At 65.6% G+C, this 20,678-nt stretch carries 23 protein-coding genes and 1 pseudogene; 15 read left to right on the top strand and 9 right to left on the bottom strand.

Annotated elements, in window-relative coordinates:
* Positions 1 to 56: 56 nt before the first annotated feature.
* A complete protein-coding gene (locus tag ACP159_RS22245) occupies positions 57 to 458 on the top strand; it encodes an acyl-CoA thioesterase (RefSeq protein WP_425101925.1) in 402 nt (133 codons plus the stop codon).
* 103 nt (positions 459 to 561) lie between these two features.
* Complete coding sequence (locus ACP159_RS22240) at positions 562 to 1,626, top strand: AbrB family transcriptional regulator (RefSeq protein ID WP_425101924.1); 1,065 nt, start codon at positions 562 to 564, stop codon at positions 1,624 to 1,626.
* 21 nt (positions 1,627 to 1,647) lie between these two features.
* Here the strand turns inward: ACP159_RS22240 and ACP159_RS22235 are convergent, their stop codons facing one another.
* Positions 1,648 to 2,550, bottom strand: a complete 903-nt coding sequence (locus ACP159_RS22235) for a LysR family transcriptional regulator (protein WP_425101923.1) — start codon at positions 2,548 to 2,550, stop codon at positions 1,648 to 1,650.
* 98 nt (positions 2,551 to 2,648) lie between these two features.
* On the opposite strand from ACP159_RS22235, the gene ACP159_RS22230 reads away from it, so the two are divergent.
* From ACP159_RS22230 to ACP159_RS22220, 3 genes are all read left to right on the top strand, one after another.
* A complete protein-coding gene (locus ACP159_RS22230; protein WP_425101922.1) occupies positions 2,649 to 3,299 on the top strand; it encodes a DsbA family protein in 651 nt (216 codons plus the stop codon).
* Positions 3,300 to 3,323: 24 nt separating this feature from the next.
* The gene (locus tag ACP159_RS22225; protein ID WP_425101921.1) at positions 3,324 to 3,932 is read left to right on the top strand and encodes an NAD(P)-dependent oxidoreductase; all 609 of its coding nucleotides are present in this window, start codon (positions 3,324 to 3,326) and stop codon (positions 3,930 to 3,932) included.
* A gap of 347 nt (positions 3,933 to 4,279) precedes the next feature.
* Entirely contained in the window at positions 4,280 to 4,432 is a 153-nt protein-coding gene (locus ACP159_RS22220) for a hypothetical protein (protein WP_425101920.1), read from the top strand.
* 64 nt (positions 4,433 to 4,496) lie between these two features.
* Here ACP159_RS22220 and ACP159_RS22215 read toward each other — a convergent pair whose 3' ends face one another.
* Positions 4,497 to 4,670 carry a hypothetical protein gene (locus ACP159_RS22215; protein WP_425101919.1) on the bottom strand — a complete coding sequence of 58 codons (174 nt, stop codon included), beginning with the start codon at positions 4,668 to 4,670 and terminating at the stop codon, positions 4,497 to 4,499.
* Positions 4,671 to 4,886: 216 nt separating this feature from the next.
* Here ACP159_RS22215 and ACP159_RS22210 point away from each other — a divergent pair.
* The 3 genes and pseudogenes from ACP159_RS22210 to ACP159_RS22200 all read left to right on the top strand — a co-directional run.
* A pseudogene (locus ACP159_RS22210) lies at positions 4,887 to 4,976 on the top strand (helix-turn-helix domain-containing protein); the annotation flags it as partial.
* A 121-nt stretch (positions 4,977 to 5,097) separates the two neighbouring features.
* Positions 5,098 to 5,394 (top strand): IclR family transcriptional regulator domain-containing protein, encoded by a 297-nt coding sequence (locus ACP159_RS22205; protein ID WP_425102009.1) that lies wholly within the window; start codon positions 5,098 to 5,100, stop codon positions 5,392 to 5,394.
* A gap of 41 nt (positions 5,395 to 5,435) precedes the next feature.
* Positions 5,436 to 7,148, top strand: a complete 1,713-nt coding sequence (locus tag ACP159_RS22200) for a thiamine pyrophosphate-requiring protein (protein ID WP_425101918.1) — start codon at positions 5,436 to 5,438, stop codon at positions 7,146 to 7,148.
* A 196-nt stretch (positions 7,149 to 7,344) separates the two neighbouring features.
* Here the strand turns inward: ACP159_RS22200 and ACP159_RS22195 are convergent, their stop codons facing one another.
* The 5 genes from ACP159_RS22195 to ACP159_RS22175 all read right to left on the bottom strand — a co-directional run bounded on the left by ACP159_RS22195 (position 7,345) and on the right by ACP159_RS22175 (position 11,782).
* Positions 7,345 to 7,548 carry a hypothetical protein gene (locus ACP159_RS22195; RefSeq protein WP_425101917.1) on the bottom strand — a complete coding sequence of 68 codons (204 nt, stop codon included), beginning with the start codon at positions 7,546 to 7,548 and terminating at the stop codon, positions 7,345 to 7,347.
* Between the two features lie 417 nt (positions 7,549 to 7,965).
* Positions 7,966 to 9,105 carry an N-acetylglucosamine-6-phosphate deacetylase gene (gene nagA, locus ACP159_RS22190; RefSeq protein ID WP_425101916.1) on the bottom strand — a complete coding sequence of 380 codons (1,140 nt, stop codon included), beginning with the start codon at positions 9,103 to 9,105 and terminating at the stop codon, positions 7,966 to 7,968.
* Complete coding sequence (locus tag ACP159_RS22185; protein WP_425101915.1) at positions 9,102 to 10,130, bottom strand: SIS domain-containing protein; 1,029 nt, start codon at positions 10,128 to 10,130, stop codon at positions 9,102 to 9,104. Before ACP159_RS22185 ends, nagA begins: the two co-directional genes overlap by 4 nt.
* Positions 10,131 to 10,161: 31 nt before the next feature.
* On the bottom strand, positions 10,162 to 10,911 hold the full coding sequence (locus ACP159_RS22180) for a GntR family transcriptional regulator (protein ID WP_425101914.1): 750 nt from the start codon (positions 10,909 to 10,911) through the stop codon (positions 10,162 to 10,164).
* On the bottom strand, positions 10,898 to 11,782 hold the full coding sequence (locus ACP159_RS22175; protein WP_425101913.1) for a BadF/BadG/BcrA/BcrD ATPase family protein: 885 nt from the start codon (positions 11,780 to 11,782) through the stop codon (positions 10,898 to 10,900). Before ACP159_RS22175 ends, ACP159_RS22180 begins: the two co-directional genes overlap by 14 nt.
* Before the next feature lie 158 nt (positions 11,783 to 11,940).
* On the opposite strand from ACP159_RS22175, the gene ACP159_RS22170 reads away from it, so the two are divergent.
* The 6 genes from ACP159_RS22170 (at position 11,941) to ACP159_RS22145 (ending at position 18,165) form a co-directional block, all read left to right on the top strand.
* On the top strand, positions 11,941 to 12,858 hold the full coding sequence (locus ACP159_RS22170) for an N-acetylmuramic acid 6-phosphate etherase (protein WP_425101912.1): 918 nt from the start codon (positions 11,941 to 11,943) through the stop codon (positions 12,856 to 12,858).
* On the top strand, positions 12,855 to 14,108 hold the full coding sequence (locus ACP159_RS22165) for an ABC transporter substrate-binding protein (RefSeq protein WP_425101911.1): 1,254 nt from the start codon (positions 12,855 to 12,857) through the stop codon (positions 14,106 to 14,108). Before ACP159_RS22170 ends, ACP159_RS22165 begins: the two co-directional genes overlap by 4 nt.
* A gap of 283 nt (positions 14,109 to 14,391) precedes the next feature.
* The gene (locus ACP159_RS22160) at positions 14,392 to 15,309 is read left to right on the top strand and encodes a carbohydrate ABC transporter permease (protein WP_425101910.1); all 918 of its coding nucleotides are present in this window, start codon (positions 14,392 to 14,394) and stop codon (positions 15,307 to 15,309) included.
* Between the two features lie 35 nt (positions 15,310 to 15,344).
* Entirely contained in the window at positions 15,345 to 16,145 is an 801-nt protein-coding gene (locus tag ACP159_RS22155) for a carbohydrate ABC transporter permease (RefSeq protein WP_425102008.1), read from the top strand.
* Complete coding sequence (locus tag ACP159_RS22150; RefSeq protein WP_425101909.1) at positions 16,142 to 17,173, top strand: Gfo/Idh/MocA family protein; 1,032 nt, start codon at positions 16,142 to 16,144, stop codon at positions 17,171 to 17,173. The genes ACP159_RS22155 and ACP159_RS22150 overlap by 4 nt, the downstream gene beginning before the upstream one ends.
* On the top strand, positions 17,170 to 18,165 hold the full coding sequence (locus ACP159_RS22145) for an ABC transporter ATP-binding protein (protein ID WP_425101908.1): 996 nt from the start codon (positions 17,170 to 17,172) through the stop codon (positions 18,163 to 18,165). Before ACP159_RS22150 ends, ACP159_RS22145 begins: the two co-directional genes overlap by 4 nt.
* Before the next feature lie 154 nt (positions 18,166 to 18,319).
* Here the strand turns inward: ACP159_RS22145 and ACP159_RS22140 are convergent, their stop codons facing one another.
* On the bottom strand, positions 18,320 to 19,177 hold the full coding sequence (locus ACP159_RS22140; protein ID WP_425101907.1) for an alpha/beta fold hydrolase: 858 nt from the start codon (positions 19,175 to 19,177) through the stop codon (positions 18,320 to 18,322).
* The gene (locus ACP159_RS22135) at positions 19,174 to 19,554 is read right to left on the bottom strand and encodes a hypothetical protein (RefSeq protein WP_425101906.1); all 381 of its coding nucleotides are present in this window, start codon (positions 19,552 to 19,554) and stop codon (positions 19,174 to 19,176) included. The genes ACP159_RS22140 and ACP159_RS22135 overlap by 4 nt, the downstream gene beginning before the upstream one ends.
* Before the next feature lie 218 nt (positions 19,555 to 19,772).
* Between ACP159_RS22135 and ACP159_RS22130 the strand changes: the two genes are divergently transcribed.
* Positions 19,773 to 20,648: a dioxygenase gene (locus ACP159_RS22130; protein ID WP_425101905.1), complete on the top strand. Its 876-nt coding sequence runs from the start codon at positions 19,773 to 19,775 to the stop codon at positions 20,646 to 20,648.
* Positions 20,649 to 20,678: the final 30 nt, after the last annotated feature.

Raw genomic sequence — 20,678 nt, 5'->3', positions numbered from 1 at the left:
AATCCCGGTCAGGAGCGTCCCGAGGGCGGTCTCAGACCCTGGAACAGGACAAGCCAATGACCGTTTCCGAACAGCCGCCGACCAGCGACCCGACCATCCGAACCATCGCCATGCCCGCCGACACGAACCCGGCAGGCGACATCTTTGGCGGCTGGCTGATGAGCCAGATGGACCTGGCCGCCGGGACGGTCGCGGCCTTTACCTCGGGGGGGCGCAGCGCAACCATCGCGGTCGACGGCATGATCTTTCACCGCCCGGTCAAGGTCGGGGACGAAGTCTCGTTGTATGCCTCGCTGACAAGGGTCGGAAAAACATCCATGACCATCCATGTGGACGCCTGGCGCCGCCCGCGCGAAGCACGCTTCAGCGAAAAGGTGACAGAGGCGAATTTTGTCTTCGTCGCCCTCGACCCGAACGGCAAGCCCGTTCCCGTCCAGCCCCTGCCTGACACGGCGTAAACCCTTCTCCATGGCTCCGCCGCACCGGCCCGCCGACCTGTGAAGGCAGGCGTGGCCCGGGCGTTCCTGTCCGACTATCCCGAGACTTCCGAGGACTTCCCCCTTGTCGCCGCGCTCCAAGACCCTGCTTTCCCTGTTGGCCCTCTATCTCGCAGCGACCTGCGCCGGTTGGGGCTTTGCCCGGCTGGGTATCCCGTTGCCCTGGATGATCGGCCCGCTTGTGCTGTCGGCAGCGCTGTCGATCTCGGGCCTGCTCAAGGTTACGGTCCCGGTCAAGACCCGCCCCTTCGGACAGATGACCATCGCCGCGCAGGTGGGTCTGGCCTTTACCCCCGCCGCGCTGGCGGCGCTGCTGACGCTCGCGCCGGTGATGATCGGAACCGCGCTGGCGTCGGCGGCCTGTGCCGGGATCATGGCCATCCTCGTCGCGCGCACGACGGGTATCCGACTGTCGCAGGCTTTCCTGTCGACCTTCCCGACCAGCCCGGTCGAAGCGGCAATCATGGCGGAACGGCACGGCTGCGACCCGGCCCCGGTGATCCTTGCGCAGACCACGCGCATCGCCGCGGTGGTGATCCTCGTGCCCATCGCGGTCTTCGCCCTGGATGGTTGGCCCGACCGCTCCGGTGTGATACGCGGCGGAGCGGTCGATCCGCTTGGCAACGGTTTTCTTGCGTTTCTCGCAATCGCCGGGGCGCTGCTCTTCAAGCGTCTCGGGCTGTCCAATCCCTATTTCCTCGGGCCGCTCACGTTTTCGGCGGCGGCCAGCGCTATCGGCCTGCACCCGACGGCGTTCCCGGCGGAAATCCTGTCTCTGGCCCAGATCGTCCTTGGCACCTGGCTTGGCAGTACCTTCCGGCACGACCTTTTCGTCAACCAGAAACGCCAGTTGGTCGCCATCCTGCTGAGCACTCTGGTGTTGCTCGGCCTGGTCTCCGGCATCGCGGTGGCGATTGCCTGGCTGGCCGGTCAACCCTGGGAGGTTCTGGTCCTGGGAGCCGCGCCGGGCGGTGTGACGGAGATGGCCCTGACAGCCAAGTTCCTCGGGATCGACCTTGCGTTGGTGACCGCTTTCCAGCTCACGCGGATCTTCCTGTTCATGCCCAATATTCCGTGGATGATCCGCATGATCGACGCCTTTGAACACCGCAAGGACAGGCGCGGCTGAACCGCGCCCGCGCGCAGCGGATCAGGACCGACGGAACACCGGGTCCCGCGCGATGGCTTCGGCGACAAAGTCGATGAAGGCACGGGTGGCGCAGGGCAGATTTCGCCGCGAGGCGTAAAGGGCATAGAGCGACAGCCCGGGCAGGCTCCAGTCCGGCAGGACGCGCACCAACCGGCCCTCGATCATATGCGGAGCGGCGGAAAAAGCCGGAAGCATGGCTATCCCCAATCCGCCGATGGCGGCGCGTTGCAACAGCAGGGCCTGGTTGGTCCGCAGCGGTCCGCCAACCTCGACACGCACGGTCTTGTCCGGTCCACTCAGAACCCAGGTGCGGCCGCCGAACTGGCCGTAGGTCAGGCAAGGCAGGCTGGCCAGTTCCTCGGGGCCGGACGGATGGCCGATCCGAGCCAGCAGGTCCGGCGCTGCGCAGAGCACCGAGCCGACCTCGCCCAGCCGCCGCGCAATCACCGCACGGTCGAGCGTGGCGGTAATTCGAAGGGAGACGTCGATCCGGTCCTGAACCAGGTCCACGATCCGGTCCGTGACCTGAAGGTCGATGGACACCCTCGGAAAGCGCTCGGCAAACCCCTGCGCCAGAGGCAGAAAAACCGCATCCGCCAGCAATCCCGGCATTGCCACGCGCAGCTCGCCCTGCGGCGTTTCTGCGGCCTCGGACTGGTCGGCTATGCTGTCGGCGATCTCGACCAGCTCGCGGCACCGGACCAGCGCGTTCTCGCCCGCGGGAGACAGGGAGAGCCTGCGGGTCGAGCGATGCAGCAGCCGCGTGCCCGCCCAATCCTCCATCGCGGCCAGGTAACGCGAGGCCATGGCGCGCGAGATGCCGAGTGCTTCGGCCGCGGCGGTGGCGCTGCCGCGCTCAACAGTTTCGAGAAAGACCCGCGCGGCGATGATCCGGTCCAGCATGGATTTGCTCACTTCATGCAACAGTATTGATACTCGCTGGCTGTTTATCTTCGAAACAGGAAATTCCAAATAGGCTTCAGACACGGAAAGGACCCGACATGACCGCCAAGACCCAGTTTACCTACCTGTTCGATCCGCTCTGCGGCTGGTGCTATGCCGCCGCCCCGGCGATCAGGAAAATGTCCGAAACGGAGACCGTGCAGCTGACGATGATGCCCACCGGGTTATTCGCTGCGCCCCGGCCCGTCGCGACAATCGCCGATCATGCCTACGCCAACGACATCCGGATTCAGGAGCTCACCGGCCAGCGCTTTAGCGACGCGTATCATACCGGCGTCATGCGTGCGCCGAACGGCATGTTTTCGTCGCTGCCGCTGACCCGAGCCCTTGTGGCACTCGGGCAGGTCGGTCCGGCGCTGGAGCCCCGTTTCCTGCACGCGGCACAGATCGCCCGTTATGTCGAGGGTCACGACACCTCGCGCACCGACATCGTCGCCCGGATAGCCGCGCGGATCGCGGGCGGCGCAGTGGCGGAAGCCGACCTGGCAGCCGCCATCGACAACGACCCGGCGCTTGCCGCCGAGACCGACCGGCGGATCGTCGAGGGACAGCGGGCCATGCAGAGTCTCGGTCTGCGCGGTGTGCCCCAGCTGGTGATCCGCGACGCGCAGCGCACGCGTGTCGTCGACGGCCAGACCCTCTACGCGGGCGGCGATGCCGTTCTCGCCGCACTCGACGAAACCGTCTGAACTTCAGGTCAAAGGAACCCTGTCATGAAAATCGCACTCATCGGCGCCTCCGGCAATGTCGGCCAGCGACTGCACCGGGAACTCATCGCACGCGGGCACACGGTCACCGCCATCGCCCGGTCCGCCGACGAGATCCAGGCGCTGGATCGAACCAATCCCGTCGTGGGCGACATCACCGAACCCGAGACGCTGGCGCAGACCCTGGCCGGCCACGATGCGGTCATCAGTTCGGTCAGGTTCCTCGCCTTCGATCCGGACAAGCTGCTGGACGCGGTTCAGACATCCGGCGTGCCGCGTTACCTCGTTGTCGGCGGCGCCGGCAGCCTCGAAGTCGCGCCGGGCGCAAGGCTGATCGACGATCCGAACTTCCCCGATGCCTACCGCGCCGAAGCGGCGGCCGGCGCTGCCTACCTCGACCGTCTACGGGCGACCGAGGGGCTGAACTGGTCTTTCCTGTCACCGTCTGCCGTGTTCGAAGCAGGCGAGCGCACCGGGACGTTCCGGCTTGGCACCGACGCGCTGCTGGTCGGGCCGGACGGCAGCCGCATCAGCTACGAGGATTTCGCCATCGCCATGGTCGACGAGATCGAAGCGCCGAAGCACCCCAGGGCACGCTTCACCGTCGGCTACTGACGGTCTTTCCCCGTCCCCTTTCGCAGGAGGCGGGGCTCAATTTCCGCTGCGCTGGGACCAGAGGTCAACACTGCCGCGTCGCAGATCTACGCGGTCGAAGACTCCGGCTGTGTTCTGGCCACCTGCGCCATCGTCAGCCAGGAGATGTTCGACCCGGTTGCCGGCTACAAAGTAGAAAAGGCGTTTCTTCTGAACCGGCAGACCACCAGGCCCGTCGGCGGTTTGGCCCAGATCTTCGGTCCGAATGGACGTTCGCCGTGCGAGCCGCTGCCCGAGGACGAGGACGGCATTCTCCAACACCGGGGACGGGCGGTGAACAGCAGGCAACCGCCATCAGGCGGGCGCTGATGACCGACTCCGATGTGCTGATCCGGGACGAGGTCAGCCTCTGCCTTTTGCCGCTGGTGGACGGCCAGGTCTTTGCCCCGCTCGAGGGGCTGGCTTACTCAGCTTCAAGTCGATTCAGAACGGGTCGTGCCGGTTCGGGTCGTCTCTTGTGATCCAGCGCAGATCGGTGAACTTGGCGAACGCAGCCTTGCCATCTATCCCGCCGTAACCCGGGTCTTACCCGCCGCCAAAACTTTCTTCGGCATAGATGCAAATGTCCGCGGGCACCCCGTTCAGAAGGGTTTCGGCGTGCATCGCGCCCGCACTCTGCCCGCCCGCGTCCGGACTGACCGGTGCGCCCAGCACCACCTGCCCGCGCGGGCGCTCGAAGGTGCAAAATGTCCGGCACATCAACACGATGCAGGATCCCGCGTGCGTCTGGTTGTGTGAGCAGATCAGGGACCTGTTTCAAAGTCCCGACTTCTGCAACGATACCGGAAACACAGCCGGCCACGCGTGGCGTTGCGCCATCCACCACTGTCGAAGCAGATCGAATGGTCACACCGCTAAGTGGATCGCTGATCACGACCCTCGAAATTCTCGAGTTCTTTTCCCAGCCAAAACCCGCAGATGACATCGGCCGAAGCGGCGCAGGCATTGGAGATGAGCGCCAGCTCGGCGCATCGGTTCCTGGTCATGCTGGAAGCGGTTGGCGCTTTGGTACAGGTGCGTCGGGGTGCCTGCAGCCTTGGCACAGGGCAAACATTGGCTCGCACATATGGCACCGCAGTAGCGCGACGCCCGGATCGGCGATCTGGTCCGGACCGGAAAGTTGGCAGTGGCGAACGTGCCCGTCCTTTTAAGCGAAATCGACCGGGCGCGACAGGACGGATTCGCCTGCAACCGCGGCGAAAGCAAACCGGACATCGGCGCTGTGGTCGTGCCGGTGTTCGACCATGCCGGAGAGCCGCGCCTGACGCTGTCTGCCTTTCGCATGGCCAGCCGGTTTTCGGCGGCCCACGAGGCACGAATAGCGGCCAGTCTCGCGACAATCGCGCAAGAGGTCCTCGGCGCAATCCAGGACCAGCCTGTTTGGGCGCTTGACAAGATGCGCCAAGATTTCATGCATTACTGAGATGAGTATCTCACTATTCGAGAGATAGTCGGGAAGCCAGGATGACCGAAAATAACAGAATGACCGCCGGTGCAGCCCTGCTGTCTCGATTCAGCGCTTTGGGTGTCGAGTACGTATTCGCCAACTCCGGCACCGACTTTCCTCCTGTTATCGAGGGCTTGTCCGAAGCCGAGGCCGAGGGCATGTCGCTGCCCCGTACGGTCACCGTGCCCTTCGAAAGCGCAGCAATCGGCATGGCGCATGGCTATGCGCTGGCCACAGGGCGTCCGCAGGCCGTCATGGTCCACACAAACGTCGGACTCGCGAATGTTGCCATGGGCGCGATCAACGCGGCCTGCGACAACATCCCGATGCTGTTGTTTTCCGGTCGCACCCCGACCCTGGAAAAGGGCCGGCTGGGGGCCCGAACGGTTCCCATCGGCTGGGGGCAGGAAATGCTCGACCAGGCAAGCCTCGTGCGGGAGGCGACCAAATGGGATTACGAACTGCGCTTCCCCGAACAGGTCTTCGACGTCATGGACCGCGCCCATGGGATCGCCGGGTCCACGCCCAAGGGGCCGGTCTATGTCAGCCTGCCGCGCGAAGTGCTCTGTGAGACCGTTCCCGCCAAGGGCGCCCTGCGCCGGCCGCACATGCGTCCCTCGCACATCGGCCCCGACCTTGCCACGATGAACGAGATTGCCCGCCTTCTCGCCGAGGCGAAGCATCCGGTGATCTTCGCCCAGCACGGCGCGGGCTCGCAGGAGGCCTTCGACGCTCTGGCCCGCCTGACCGGGGAATGGGGCATTCCCGTATGTCAGTACTGGACCGTCGAACTGGCGCTTCCGACAACCCACCCGATGGCCACAGGGCCGGACCCGCGCCCTTGGCTGGAAAAGGCCGATGTCATCCTGTGCCTCGACGTACTCGCCCCCTGGTCTCCCGCACAGGCGGAACCGCGGGAAGACGCGACCGTGATCCAGATCGGCCCGCGCCCGTTGCAGGAGCGCTCCGGCGTCCGGAACTTTCGCTGCGATCTGGGTATGACCACAGAGATCGCGCCCGCAATCCTGGCGCTCGAAGCCGCGCTATCGAAACGTCGTGACAGCGACGGAAAGAAGGCCCTGGCACGCGCCAGGACCATCACGCAGGCGAACGAAAGGGACAGAACCGCCCGCTTCGACGCCGCCGTTGGCGATGAGGGCGCCTCGGCCTTGACCAAGCGCTGGATCAGTCATGAGCTGTCACTGCAACTACGGGACCGGGACGCCACGGTGTTTTCCGAACTAGGCTGTCAGTTGCCGTCCATGGTGCTTGAGAAGCACCAGACTTGGTTCGATGGCCCGCATGCCGGCGGCCTCGGCTGGGGGTTCCCGGCAGCCATGGGCTTTGCCCTTGCGCGGCCCGACCGGACCGTGGTGGCAACCATGGGCGACGGAAGTTACATGTTCGCCAACCCGGTCGCCTGCCATCAGATCGCGGAGGCGCTTGGCCTCTCGATGGTGGTCCTCGTGCTGAACAACACCGAATGGGGCGCCGTTCGCCAGTCAGTGCTCGACGTCTATCCGGAAGGCCATGCGTCCCGCGCCAACACGGTCCCGCTGACCGACCTCTCGCCCAGCCCGAATTTCGTAAAGGTCGCCGAAGCCTCTCGCGCCTTTGCGAGCCATGCGGCGACCACGGCAGAGTTCCGCGGCGCCCTGACAAAGGCGCTCGATCACGTCGCCGCGAAGAAGGGACTCGCGTTTATCGAAGTCGCCATCGCGAAATCCTGAGACATGCCGGGTGGCTGGCAAACGGTGGAGCGTTCAAGCCGAACCTTCCCGCGACGTTCCAGCCTGGATCCGTCAGCGCCGACCCAAGCGCTTTCGTGATCAAACCCTATCCAGTCAACGGCGGCATGGCGGCGACCACCCCTCTCGTGCGTCAGAAGCCCGACCGTGGAGCACGGCAAGCGAATCGGGATGTCCATCACCTGCCAATCCCGGCTTGGCGGCATCCTTGCATCGACCCTGCCGGCGCATCCGCTGTGGCGAAAAGGAAGTTCGTGCCCTGCCGCGGGATCGGCACGCCGGAGACATGCCCGTCCCGGGTGACAGCATCCAGCACGCCTTTGGGCACGATCTTTGCCGGTTTGTTGGCGTTTGCAACAAACGCCAGCGCAAGAGTCTTCACGTGTCGTCCCAATCGGCGACGGACCCGCTTCCGGAGATCGACTTGAAATTCCCTTGTCCGCTGCACTCCCAGGACACTCCATCCTCCTCGATGCGCATGAGGACACGTATGGACAGGAAGCTGGCAGTCGGAAATTCTGGCTTTGCCTGAGTGATCGAAAACTCAATACGACAGGACTTGCGACAGCTTCGCGAGGCCTCGGCGCAATCGGCGCGGCCGCTTCAACGTCGACGCGTCAAAAGATCCTGCGGATCATCCCGCCAGAGCGCGAGATGCAAAAGCCGGTCCATTGCACGTATTCCGGCAGCGCGGGACCGGCGGCTCCGAAAGGGCAGATCCCCGCCCGCTGTTCCGCCTCGCGCAGCCGGGTCGCGGTTTCAGCGGGTCAATCTGGCCGCAGCGTCGCCTGCTGGCTGGTCACCCCAAGGGGATCACCGCATCGAGGCCGCTTGTCACGCGGATCATTCCGGCAGGCACCGGGTGGCCCTGTGCCAGTCGGTCCGGCCTGCGGCCGATCACTTGCGAAGGCAGCGTGGTGGCGGCGTGCAGGGCAGCGTCAAGCGGCACTCCGACCTGTCCGGTCATCACCCGCAGCGCGGTCGTCAGGTCCAGATCCGCCCCCGCCAGCGTGCCGTCCGCCAGGGTCAACCGACCGACGCGCCGCTCGATCCGCCGCCCGCCCAGATCGAAAGCGGTCTGGTCGGTGCCGGCCACCGCCATTGCATCGCTGACAAGGTAGAGACGGCCCGGCCCGGTCTTGGCCGCCCAGGCGGTGCGGATCGTTTCCGGATGGACGTGCAGCCCGTCGGCGATCAGCCCCCCGGACACCGCACCGTCGGAGAGAACCGCGCCGACAAGGCCCGGTTCGCGGTTGCCAAGCTGGCTCATCGCGTTGAACAAGTGTGTGGCGCAACGCGCCCCCGCGGCAAAATACCGGCGGCAGGTGTCGAAATCGGCGTCCGTATGGCCAAGGGAGATCAGTACCCCTGCACCGGCCAGCGTCGTGACCTGCGCCTCGGTGACGTTTTCCGGCGCAAGCGTGACCTTGAGAACTGGCAGGGCCTGCGCCGCAGCCAGCAAGGCGTCGAGATCGGCCTGTTCCATCGGGCGGATCAATGCGGGGTCATGCGCCCCCTTGCGGGCAACGGACAGATGCGGCCCCTCCAGGTGCAACCCGGCGATGCCGGGCACGCCCGCCTGCACGGCCTCGATCGCGGCGGCGATGGCAGCGCGGGTGACCTCGCGGCTGTCGGTGATCAACGTCGGCAACAGCGCCGCGACACCAAGGCGACGGTGCGCCCCGGCCATGCGACGCAACGTTTCCACGGACGGATCATCGTTGAACATGATCCCGTCGCCGCCGTTGACTTGCAGGTCGACATAACCGGGAGACAGGATGTCGCCGCCCAGATCGACGACCTCGCCATCGCGCGGCAGTTCGGTTTCGGGAGCAAGTGCCGCCACTGTCCCCGCCTCGATACGCAAGGCATGGCCGTCCCGCAGGGTCTGCCCATCGAAGATGCGGCCGTTCCGGTAGGTTTTCGCGGGCTGGGTCATACGGTTTCCGTCACCTTGTTGAGATGCCGCGGTGTGTCCGGGTCGATGCCCCTGCCGACCGCGACAGCTTCGACCATGCCGTAGAAAGACACGATGGCCGCGACCGGATCGGTCAGCCAGTGGCCGGTGCGCTCATGCGGCAAAACCGTGGCCCGCCCGGCCCCGCGGGCGAGTGTGAACACCCGTGCGCCCTTCTCCGCCAATGCGTCAGCCACCTGCGCGACGCTGTCCTCGGCGGCGTCTCCGGCAGCGAAGGCAATCACCGGGAAATCGCGCTGGATGATCGAAACCGGCCCATGCAGCACCTCGGCGGAGGAATAGCTTTCGGCGTGGATCAGGCAGGTTTCCTTGAACTTCAGCGCCGCCTCGTTGGAAATTGCCCAGGACGGCCCGCGTCCCAGCGTGAACAGCGAGGTGCCGTCGATGGCCGCCGCCGCCTCCGACCAGTCGCAGCGCACGGAGCGGGCGAGATGCTCGGGCAGCGCCCGGATCGCGGCCAGCAGGTCGTCATCCCCCTTGATCTCGGCAAGCAGCCACAGCCCCGCCACCAGCGAGGTCACGAAAGTCTTGGTTGCCGCGACGCTGAGTTCGGGACCGGCATGGATCGGCAGGGTGGCATCCGCGACGCCCGCCAGCCGCGATGCGGCATCGTTGGTGATCGCCACGGTCAGGGCACCGCCCGCCCGCAGGCTTTGCGTCATGCGCACGATGTCCGGGCTTTGCCCCGATTGCGACACGGCGATGCACAGCGCGTCCGGGGCCTGCAGGTCGACGCCGTAGATCGACTTCACCGACGGTCCGACCGAGGCCATGGGCCGCCGCAGCACCAGTTCGCTGGCATATTTCAGGTAAGTGCAGGCGTGATCCGACGAGCCGCGCGCAACCGAAATCAGCATGCGGGGATCCATCGTGCGGGCCTGTTCGGCCACCGCCGCGATGGCGTCCGCTCCCCGGGTCAGGAGCCGGTCGACCGCGTCGGGGATTTCCTGCACTTCCTCGCGCATCTTCGTGGTGTGGTTGGTCATGTCAGGGTCCCTTTCCAATGTCAGGGGCAAGTCAAAGGCGCAATTCCGCGACGAAATCATAGGCATCGCCGCGATAGAGCGACCGGGTGAGTTCCGCCACGCGCCCTCCCTCCAGATAGGAAGTGCGCTCGATGCTGAGCCCCGCCGCGCCGTCGACCACGCCCAGAAGCTCGGCTTCGGGCGCCTCGATATTGATGGCGGAGATCTTCTGCACGGCGCGGACGGGACGTTGCCCACGCCGGTCGAGCACCTCGTAGAGAGAGGTTCGCACTTCGAGAGGGTTGGGCAGGATGTCCAACGGCAGCGAGGCGCGTTCCAGCGCCATCGGACGCCCGCCCGCTTCGCGCAGGCGGTAAATACGGGCGACCTCGCCGCTCTCGCCCAGGTCCAGTACACGGGCTTCCTGCTCTGTCGCGGCAAAGATGCCGCGTTCGAGCCATTTCGACGTGGTGTCCATGCCGCGCCGTGCCATGTCCTCCGTAAAGGAGGTCAGGTGCGACAGCGACTGTTCCATCCGGGCCACCGGCTCACGCACAAAGGTGCCCGAGCCCTGCCGTTGTTCCACCAGCCCGTCGCGGACCAGTTCCTGGATGGCCTTGCGCACGGTGACGCGCGACAACCCGGTGATCTCGGCCAGCTCGCGCTCGGGCGGGAGCGAGGAATTGGGCGGCAGGATGCCGTCGCCGATGCCCTCCTCGAGGCGGCGGCGCAGCTGCACGTAGCGTGGGCCGCCGCTGTCGGTCAGCCAGCCGGCGGGGTGAAGGAATTCAAGCGGAGTCATGGCCGGTCTCCCTTGCCAGATCCCGGGCCAGCGAAATCGCTCCGTCCAAGGGTTCCCCTTGAGCGGCGGCCAGACAGGTGCGCAGGTCGTCCGGCAGGTAATCCGCATAGTGCGGGCCGATGCCGCCGGTCAGGCAGACGGGCAGCCCGGTGTGCCAGCCGATCTTCCGCAGCGCTCGTGCGATGTCGTCGGCGCCCCGGCGCAGGATGGTTCTGGCCAGCGCGTCGCCCCGTTGCGCGTGCTCCGTCACCCGCGGTGCGAGCGCCCCGAAGTCCGGCGGTGCAGCCCTGCCGGCAAAGCGCACGATCCCCGGCGCACCATCGAGGTCGGACAGAAGGCCCTGCGCCAACGGGGTCATGGCGCGACGACCGTCGACACATTCGAGAACAAGGCTCAGCGCTTGCCGGCCCACCCATTGCGCCGAGGCTTCATCCCCCAGAACCGGCCCCCAGCCGCCGGACAGGCGGATCGTGCCGCCCGCCTGCGCCGCGTGGAAGGAGCCGGTGCCGCAATGCGCCAGCACCCCGTCCCGTTGCCCCAGCACGCCGCGCACGGCGGCAACGCGGTCATCCTCGATTCGCACGGTATCGAAGGGCAAGGCAGCGCGCAGCCGTCCGGCGATCTCGGGCCCGGTGACCCCCGCCAGTCCGATAAAGGTCGGCGCGGCGGCCAGCGCCCGGGTCGAAAGCGACAGGCGATCGGCCAGTTTTTCAAGCCCCTGCAGCACCTGGCGCACAGTGCCGTCGAAGTCAGTCGAGGCATTGGCAGACCCTGTCTCGACCACGGTGACGACGTCGCCTTGCGCGGCGACCCGGCAGCGCGTGCCGCCGCCGTCTATGGCCAGAACCAGGGTGTGTTTCGATGTGCTCATGAAAATACCATTACAATACCTATTGCAGGAAGGGAAGGCAAAATGGTGACCAATCATGCTTCCACCATGGGAAATTCGGCCCCAAACGAGGCGTGCAAGAATTTTCTGGACAAAAGGTATTGAAAAGGTATTGTTTTGGCAACGAACGGGGGAATCGCATGACCGCAGCATCGACCGAAGCGCTTCACGACCAGGCCATCGGGCTTGACCTGCGCCCTCTGGCCGAGGTTGCCGCGGTGCTGGCCGAAGGGCAGGTGTCTGCCGCGCAGGCCGTGCGCGGGGCGGCTGCGGACATCGCACGGGGGGCCTCCGCCATGGCCCGGACGATCCGGACCGGGGGCCTGCTGCATTACGTGGCCGCCGGGTCCTCGGGACTGATGGCCGCCGCCGATGCGCAGGAGCTGGGCGGGACCTTCTCGATCCCGCCTTCGCAGATCCGCATTCACATGGCAGGCGGCCTGCCCACCGGCCCCGAGATGCCCGGCGGCACGGAGGATGAAACCGACGGACTGACCGAGGCTTTGGCCGGGTTGGAGTCACGCGACACAGTCATCGCCGTCTCCGCCAGCGGCACGACACCCTACACGCTGGCCGCCGTACAGATCGCCCGCGACAGGGGCGCGACGGTGGTCGCCATCGCCAACAATCCCGGCACACCGCTGCTGGAGGGGGCCGATCACGCCATCTGCCTGCCCACCCCACCCGAGGTGATTTCCGGGTCGACCCGGATGGGCGCGGGCACCGCGCAGAAGATCGCGCTGAACATGCTGTCGACCGCCATGGCGGTGGAGTTGGGCCATGTGCATGACGGGATGATGGTCAACCTGCGGGCCGACAACATCAAGCTGCGCGGCCGGGCGACCGGCATGATCCGCCGCATCACAGGGGTGCCGCAGGATCGCGCCACCGAGGCGCTGGAGGCGGCCCGGGGCGCGGTCAAGACAGCGGTCGTGATGGCGGCGACGGGCGTCTCGGAAGCCCGGGCCAACGAGATTCTCCGGGAAACCGGGGGAAACCTGCGCGCCGCCCTGGCGCGGCAAGACGAAAAACAAAACCAACTGGGAGAACGGACATGACACGCACGACACTGAAGCTGGCGCTGCTGACGACAGCGCTGGTGGCCACCGGCGCACAGGCGCAGGACGTCACGCTGACGATCGAAAGCTGGCGCAACGACGACCTGACCCTGTGGCAGGACCAGATCATCCCCGCCTTCGAGGCCGAAAACCCCGGCATCAAGGTGCAGTTCACGCCGTCCGCCCCGGCGGAATACAACGCCGTGCTGAACTCCAAGCTGGACGCCGGTTCGGCGGGCGACCTGATCACCTGCCGCCCCTTCGATGCCTCGCTGGCGCTCTACCAGGCCGGCCACCTCGCGGACCTGAGTGACCTCGACGCCATGTCGAACTTCTCGGATGTGGCAAAATCCGCCTGGCAGACCGATGACGGCTCCGCCACCTTCTGCGTGCCGATGGCGAGCGTGATCCACGGCTTCATCTACAACAAGGACGCCTTTGCGGAACTCGGTCTTGAAGTACCCACGACGGAAGACGAATTCTTCGCCGTGCTCGACAAGATCAAGGAAGACGGCACCTACATTCCGATGGCGATGGGCACCAACGACCAGTGGGAAGCCGCCACCATGGGGTACAACAACATCGGCCCGAACTACTGGAAGGGCGAGGAGGGCCGTCAGGCGCTCATCAAGGGCGAGCAGAAGCTGACCGACGAACAGTGGGTCGCGCCCTATGCGACCCTGGCCCGCTGGGCCGACTACCTCGGCGACGGCTACGAGGCGCAGACCTATCCCGACAGCCAGAACATCTTTACCCTCGGCCGCGCCGCGATCTATCCGGCGGGCTCGTGGGAGGTGTCCGGCTTCAACGCGCAGGCCGATTTCGAGATGGGCGCCTTCAAGCCGCCGGTCAAGGCCGCGGGCGATACCTGCTACATCTCTGATCACACCGACATCGGCATCGGCATGAACGCCGCAACCGACCATCCCGAGGCCGCGCGGACCTTCCTCGCCTGGGTGGCCAGCCCGGAATTCGCGTCCATCTTCGGCAACGCGCTGCCGGGTTTCTTCCCGCTGTCCTCGGCGCCGGTCGAGATCACCGACCCACTGGCCGCGGAATTCGTCAGCTGGCGCGGGGAGTGTGAATCGACCATCCGCTCGACTTACCAGATCCTGTCGCGCGGCACGCCGAACCTCGAAAACGAGACCTGGGGCGCGTCGGCGGCGGCAATCAAGGGCACATCGACCCCCGAGGAACTGGGCCAGAAGCTGCAGGACGGCCTCGCCAGCTGGTACGCCCCGCAGCAGTAAGTCTTGCGGCGGCGCACCGGAACGGACCGCGCCGCCGCTTGCCCCTGCCTGACGGCTTCGGCGGGGATGTCTTCACACCCAGGACGTCAGAGACGCGGCCACTGTCCGAAGGGGCGTCGCCCTGACCGGCGTGCACGCACCGCCCGGTCCTGCTTCCCGAAGATCCCCGCCCGAGCGGCGTCCCTCTCAACCGGAGCGGCATTCATGATCATTCAAACCATCCCCGACAGCATGGGTACCCTCACACGTGTGGTCACCCCGGCAGCCCCGGAGGAGTCCTGCCATGTCTGAGCGCACAGGGATCCGTTGGCATATCCCGATTTTCCTGGCTCCCGCGGTGCTGGTCTACACTGCCGTGATGATCTTTCCGCTGTTCAACACGCTACGGCTGGCGCTTTTTGCCCGCGTCGATCAGGAGCGGGTCTTTGTCGGGCTCGAAAACTTCCGCCGGCTGTTCTTTGACTCCGTCTGGGCGGATCAGTTCTGGAACGCTCTGGGCAACAACTTCTGGTTCTTCCTCGTGCACATGCTGGTGCAGAACCCCATCGGGATCGCCCTTGCGGCGCTGCTCAGCCATCCGCGGTTGCGGTTTGCCGCGCTCTACCGCTCGGCGATCTTCATCCCGACGATCCTGTCCTTCGTCATCGTTGGCTTCGCGTGGAAGCTGATCCTCTCGCCGATCTGGGGCATCGCGCCCTCCATGCTCGACGCCGTCGGGCTGAAATCGCTCTTCGCGCCCTGGCTGGGCAAGGAGGAATACGCCCTGACCACGCTGGCGCTGATCTCGGTCTGGCAGTTCGTCGGCATCCCGATGATGCTGATCTATGCGGCGCTCTTGTCGATCCCCGAAGAGATCCTCGAAGCCGGGGAGGTCGACGGCGTCACCGGCATGGCCGCCTTCTGGAAGATCAAGCTGCCGCTGATCCTGCCGTCGATCGGGATCATCTCAATCCTGACCTTTGTCGGCAATTTCAACGCGTTCGACCTGATCTATGCGGCGCAGGGCGCGCTGGCCGGGCCGGATTTCTCCACCGATATCCTTGGCACCTTCATGTACCGCACCTTCTTCGGGTTCCAGTTGCAGCTGGGTGATCCGCATATGGGGTCGGCCATCGCCGGGGCGATGTTCGCGATCATCCTCGTCGGCGTGTGCATCTACCTGTTCGGCATCCAGACCCGCATGCGGAGGTATCAGCTGTGAACCGCGCCCGCTCCAACCCGCTCAACACGGCCCTGATGCACGGGGCGCTGATCCTCTATACGCTGATCGCGCTGTTCCCGGTCTTCGTCATCCTCATCAACAGCTTCAAGACCCGCAAGGCGATCTTCCGCGAGCCTTTGGCGCTGCCCGATGCAGAGAGCTTTTCGACCATCGGTTACGAGACGGTGATGAAGCAGGGGGATTTCTTCGGCTACTTCCAGAACTCGATGATCGTCACGGTCGTCTCCCTCTTCTTCATCCTGCTCTTTGGCGCGATGGCGGCCTATGCCCTGTCCGAATACAGGTTCCGGGGCAATATGCTGATGGGGCTGTATCTCGCGCTCGGGATCATGATCCCGATCCGCATCGGCACGGTCGCGATCCTCGAAATGATGGTGGCGACGGGTCTCGTGAACACGCTCACGGCACTGATCCTTGTCTATACGGCGCAGGGGTTGCCTCTGGCGGTGTTCATCCTGTCGGAGTTCATGCGGCAGGTGTCCGACGATCTGAAGAACGCCGGTCGGATCGACGGGCTGTCGGAATACACCATCTTCTTCCGCCTCGTCCTGCCGCTGGTGCGGCCGGCGATGGCGACGGTGGCGGTGTTCAACATGATCCCGATCTGGAACGACCTGTGGTTCCCGCTGATCCTCGCACCGGCGGAGGAGACCAAGACCCTGACCCTCGGCTCGCAGGTTTTCATCGGGCAGTTCGTCACCGACTGGAACGCGGTTCTCTCGGCGCTCAGCATGGCGATCCTGCCGGTGCTTGTCCTCTATGTCATCTTCTCGCGGCAACTGATCCGCGGCATCACCTCGGGAGCGGTCAAATGATGCGGGTTCTGATTGTCGGTCTGGGCAACATGGGGCGCAGCCATGCGCTCGCCCATCATGCCAACCCCGGGGCAGAGATTGTCGGGCTGGTGAACCGCTCGGACATCGCCCTGCCGGAGGCGCTCGAAGGCTACCCGCGCTTTGCCACCTTCGATGCGGGCATGGCGACAAGACCCGACCTCGTGGTGATCGCCACCTATTCCGACAGCCACGCGGATCTTGCCTGTGCCGCGATGGAAGCGGGCGCGCATGTTTTCGTCGAAAAGCCGCTGGCCACGACAGTCGCCGACGCCCGCCGCGTGGTGGACACGGCAATGCGCACGGGCCGCAAGCTCATGGTCGGCTACATCCTGCGCCAGCACCCGTCCTGGGTGCGGCTGATCGAAGAGGCGCGGAGCCTTGGCGGGCCATACGTCTTCCGCCTCAACCTCAATCAGCAATCGAGCGGCGCAGAGTGGGAGACGCACAAGGCGCTGATGCAGACCACCTCGCCCATCGTCGATTGCGGCGTTCATTACGTCGATGTCATGTGCCAGATCACCGACGCCGCCCCGTTGCGCGTGCATGGCATGGGCCTGCGTCTGACCGACGAAATCGCGCCGGACATGTATAATTACGGGCAGTTTCAGGTGTTCTTCGCCGATGGCTCCGTCGGCTGGTACGAGGCCGGGTGGGGGCCGATGATGTCGGAGACCGCCTTTTTCGTGAAGGACATCGTCAGCCCGAACGGCTCCGTTTCGATCACCGAAGGCAACAAGGGGGCCTCCGCCGATATCGACGGGCATACGAAAGTCGGCGGTCTGCTGATCCACACGCCGGATGGCGACCACACAGTCGCCATGCCGGACGAACCCGGTCATCAGGCGCTGTGTGACGCCGAACAGGCCGCCATGCTGCGTGCCATTGCCGAAGACACCGACCTGACCCGCCACATGAACGATGCGCTGCGCTCGCTCGCCATCTGCCTTGCAGCGGATGAGAGCATCCGCAGCGGCCGATCCGTTTCTCTCGAGGAGATTCTGCCATGACCGCCCTGTCGCTGAAATCCGTGAACAAGTCCTTTGGCAAGGTTCACGTGCTGAAGGACATCGACCTCGACGTCGAAGAAGGCGAATTCGTCGTCTTCGTCGGCCCCTCCGGCTGTGGCAAGTCCACGCTTCTGCGGGTGATCGCGGGGCTGGAGGATGCGACCTCGGGTGAGCTGCAAATCGGTGGCGAGGTGGTCAATCGGACCCCGCCGTCGAAACGCGGCATCGCCATGGTGTTCCAGAGCTACGCGCTCTACCCGCATCTGACCGTGCGCGGCAACATGAGCCTTGCACTGAAACAGGAGGGCCGGCCCAAGGCCGTGATCGAAGAGCGCGTGCAAAAGGCCTCGGCGATGCTGGACCTCGGCGCTTACCTGGATCGCTTGCCCTCGGAGCTGTCGGGCGGACAGCGCCAGCGGGTCGCCATCGGCCGGGCCATCGTGCGCGAGCCGAAGCTGTTCCTCTTCGACGAGCCGCTCTCGAACCTCGACGCGGCGCTACGGATGAACACGCGGATCGAAATCGCCAACCTGCACCGGCAGCTTGGCGGCGCGATGGTCTATGTCACCCACGACCAGACGGAAGCCATGACGCTGGCCGACAAGATCGTCGTGCTGCGTGATGGCCGGGTCGAACAGATCGGCAGCCCGATGGAGTTATACAACAATCCCGCCAACCAGTTCGTCGCGGGGTTCCTGGGTGCGCCTTCGATGAATTTCTTCCCGGCGGGGCTGCTGGCCGAGGGCGATCCGCGCACCGTGGGCATCCGCCCCGAGGATCTCTTCCTCGCCGAGGATGGCGCTCTGAGGACCCGCGTCAGCCATGTCGAAAAGCTGGGCGGGGACACCAATGTCATCGGCTTCGTGGGCAACCATCAGATCACCGCACGCCTGTTCGGACAGCACACGGTCGAGGAAGGTCAGGATCTGCGGTTCGGGTTTCATCCGCACAGCGCCTACCATTTCGACGCAGAAGGCAGACGGCTTGCCTGACACGCCGGCCCCTGCACCGAACGGTCGGTCATTGCCGCGGACTGCTTACCACAGACTGCTGGTGCCAGGCGTGCAGACGCAAGCGAAGCCCATTCCAAAGCGGGATGCGACATTGTCCGAGACCACGGCTGCGGCCGAGATCGGCTGGCATGTCTCATGCGGCTTTCGCTTTTGTGGCGGGCATTTTTGCCAGCGCGTCGAGGAAGAAGGGGCGGAAGCCCTCGGGGTGTTCGCTCATCGGGAAGTGGCCGAGTTCGTCCATCACCGCCAGCGTGGCGCCGGGGATGGCGCGGGCGGTGCGGGCGGCGTCTTCGGGGGTGCAGGTCAGGTCGTAGGCGCCGACGAGGACATGCACCGGCGTGCGGCCCGTGTCGATCTGGCCAAGCCGCGCGATCAGGCTGTCGTCCTTCGTGTAGAACGACAGATCGCCCCGGAACACGCCCGGCCCGCTTTGCATGAACATCCACAGCGTGTTCCAGCGCTCGGCCTCCGGCGCGAAGGGCGAGATATTCGCCGAGACCAGCGCCGCGCCCATCTCGCCGCCATGGGCGTCGGGGCGGTGGAACCAGTCGATGTCATACCAGGCGGGCTGGAAATCGGAGGCCTCGATGGCGATGAACCCGCTGAACTTGTCCGGGTGCAGCGCCGCCAGTTGCAGCGCGATGCGTCCGCCCATGGAACAGCCCGCCAGAACCGGCCTGTCCAGCCCCAGCCCGCCCGCCACCGCCAGAACGGTTTCGATATAGGCTTCGGTGGTCAGCAGGTATTCCTGCGTCTCGAAGCCTTCGGGCGGCAGGGATTTGCCATGCCAGGGCATGTCGAAGGCGATCAGGCGGTTCGACGCGGTGACGGCGGCATCGGTCATCAGGTGACGCCACTGGCGCGTGTCGGCCCCGGCGGTGTGCAGGCAAAGGACGGGACGCCCCTGCCCCGCCTCTTCGAAATAGATGCGGCGGGGGGCGCCTTCGACGGGGACGGTCAGATACCGCCCGCAAATCGGCTCGATGCTCATGCGGCTTGCTCCTGTCTTGCGCGCGCGAGGCCCAGGACCTCCTTGAAGAAGCGCAGGTTCTTGACGAGGCTCAGGATGTCGCCGTCGATCCGGCCCCGGCCGATCTTGACCAGCCCGAACACGTCGTGAAAGCCGGGCGCGGGGCGCGGCTGCCAGAACTCGGCCAGGGCTTCAGCATCGGTGCGCAGGGCAAAGCGCCACGGCGTCTTGCGGCTGGGACCCTGTGCGACGGACGTGATCCGGCCCTTGTCGAAGGTCAGGTAGTACTCGTCCCCGTCCACCTCGATCAGCACCGTCTCGGAAAACAACCGCCCCAGCCGCAGCAGGTGCGGGGTGCGGTCCAGTTGCGACTGGATCTGCGTCAATGTCTCGATCACTTGGGCCTCCCTCGGATAACGCACCCCCCTGCTGCCACGGACGGACGGGCGTGCGCCATGCCGTGACGGGTATGGGGCGATACTGCGCCGGATCGTGCCCGCCGGTCACGGTATCAGCCGATACCGGCGCAGGCATTGGGTGACGGCCCGCGATCCGTCACACCAGATGCCAACGGGGCAGCCCGTCACCCCAGAGACCGCCAAGGAGGAGGAAACCCATGGGTATCGTCAATCAGGACAACATCACCGACGTCGTCATCGACAGCCTCGGCAAGTCCGGCCCGATCACCGAGCGCCAGCGCGAGATCATGACCGGCGTCATCAAGCACATGCACGCCTTCATCAAGGACGTGAAGCTGCAGCATTCCGAGTTCCTGGAGGCCTGCGCCTACCTCGAACGCGCCGGCAAGCTGTGCAACGACAACCGCCAGGAATTCATCCTGCTGGCCGACATCATCGGCGTCGAGGTGCTGGTCGACATGATGACCAACCCGGTTTCGGGCAACGCCTCGGAGTCCACTGTGCTCGGCCCGTTCTACCGGGAAAACCCGCCGGTGCTGCCCAAGGGGGCATCCACGATCCAGAAGCATTTCGACAACGAGGAAACCGCCTGGTTCGAGGGCTATATCCGCGACGAGAACGGCAACGGCATCGCCGGTGTGACGCTGGATGTCTGGGAAGACGCGCCGAACGGCATCTACGAGAACCTCGACCCCGACCAGCCGGAATACAACCTGCGCGGCCGCTTCGAGACCGACGAGACCGGACATTACGCCTTTGTCGCCGTGCGCCCGGTGCCCTACCCGATCCCCGAGGACGAGACCGCCGGCGAGCTGCTGCAGTTCATGGGTCACCACCCGAACCGCCCCGGCCACATGCACTTCATCATCTCCAAGGACGGCTACCGCCCGCTGATCAGCCAGATCTACGACGCCGACAGCGCCTGGCTCGACAACGACAGCGTCTTCGCCGTCAAGGAAAGCCTGATCGGCACGTTCAAGCCCGCCGCGCCGGAACTGGGCACCGACCTGCACTTCGAGTTCGACTTCATCCTGCAGACCGCCGCCGCCGAAAAGGCCATCGCCGCCGAGTAAGCCCGCGACCTCCCTGTGAACTGGCCCCCG

The sequence above is a fragment of the Tropicibacter sp. S64 genome (assembly GCF_049803835.1).
Classification (GTDB): Bacteria; Pseudomonadota; Alphaproteobacteria; order Rhodobacterales; family Rhodobacteraceae; genus Pacificoceanicola.
The sequence above is the reverse complement of the archived record's forward strand: the minus strand, read 5'-3'. Positions and strand labels throughout refer to the sequence as shown.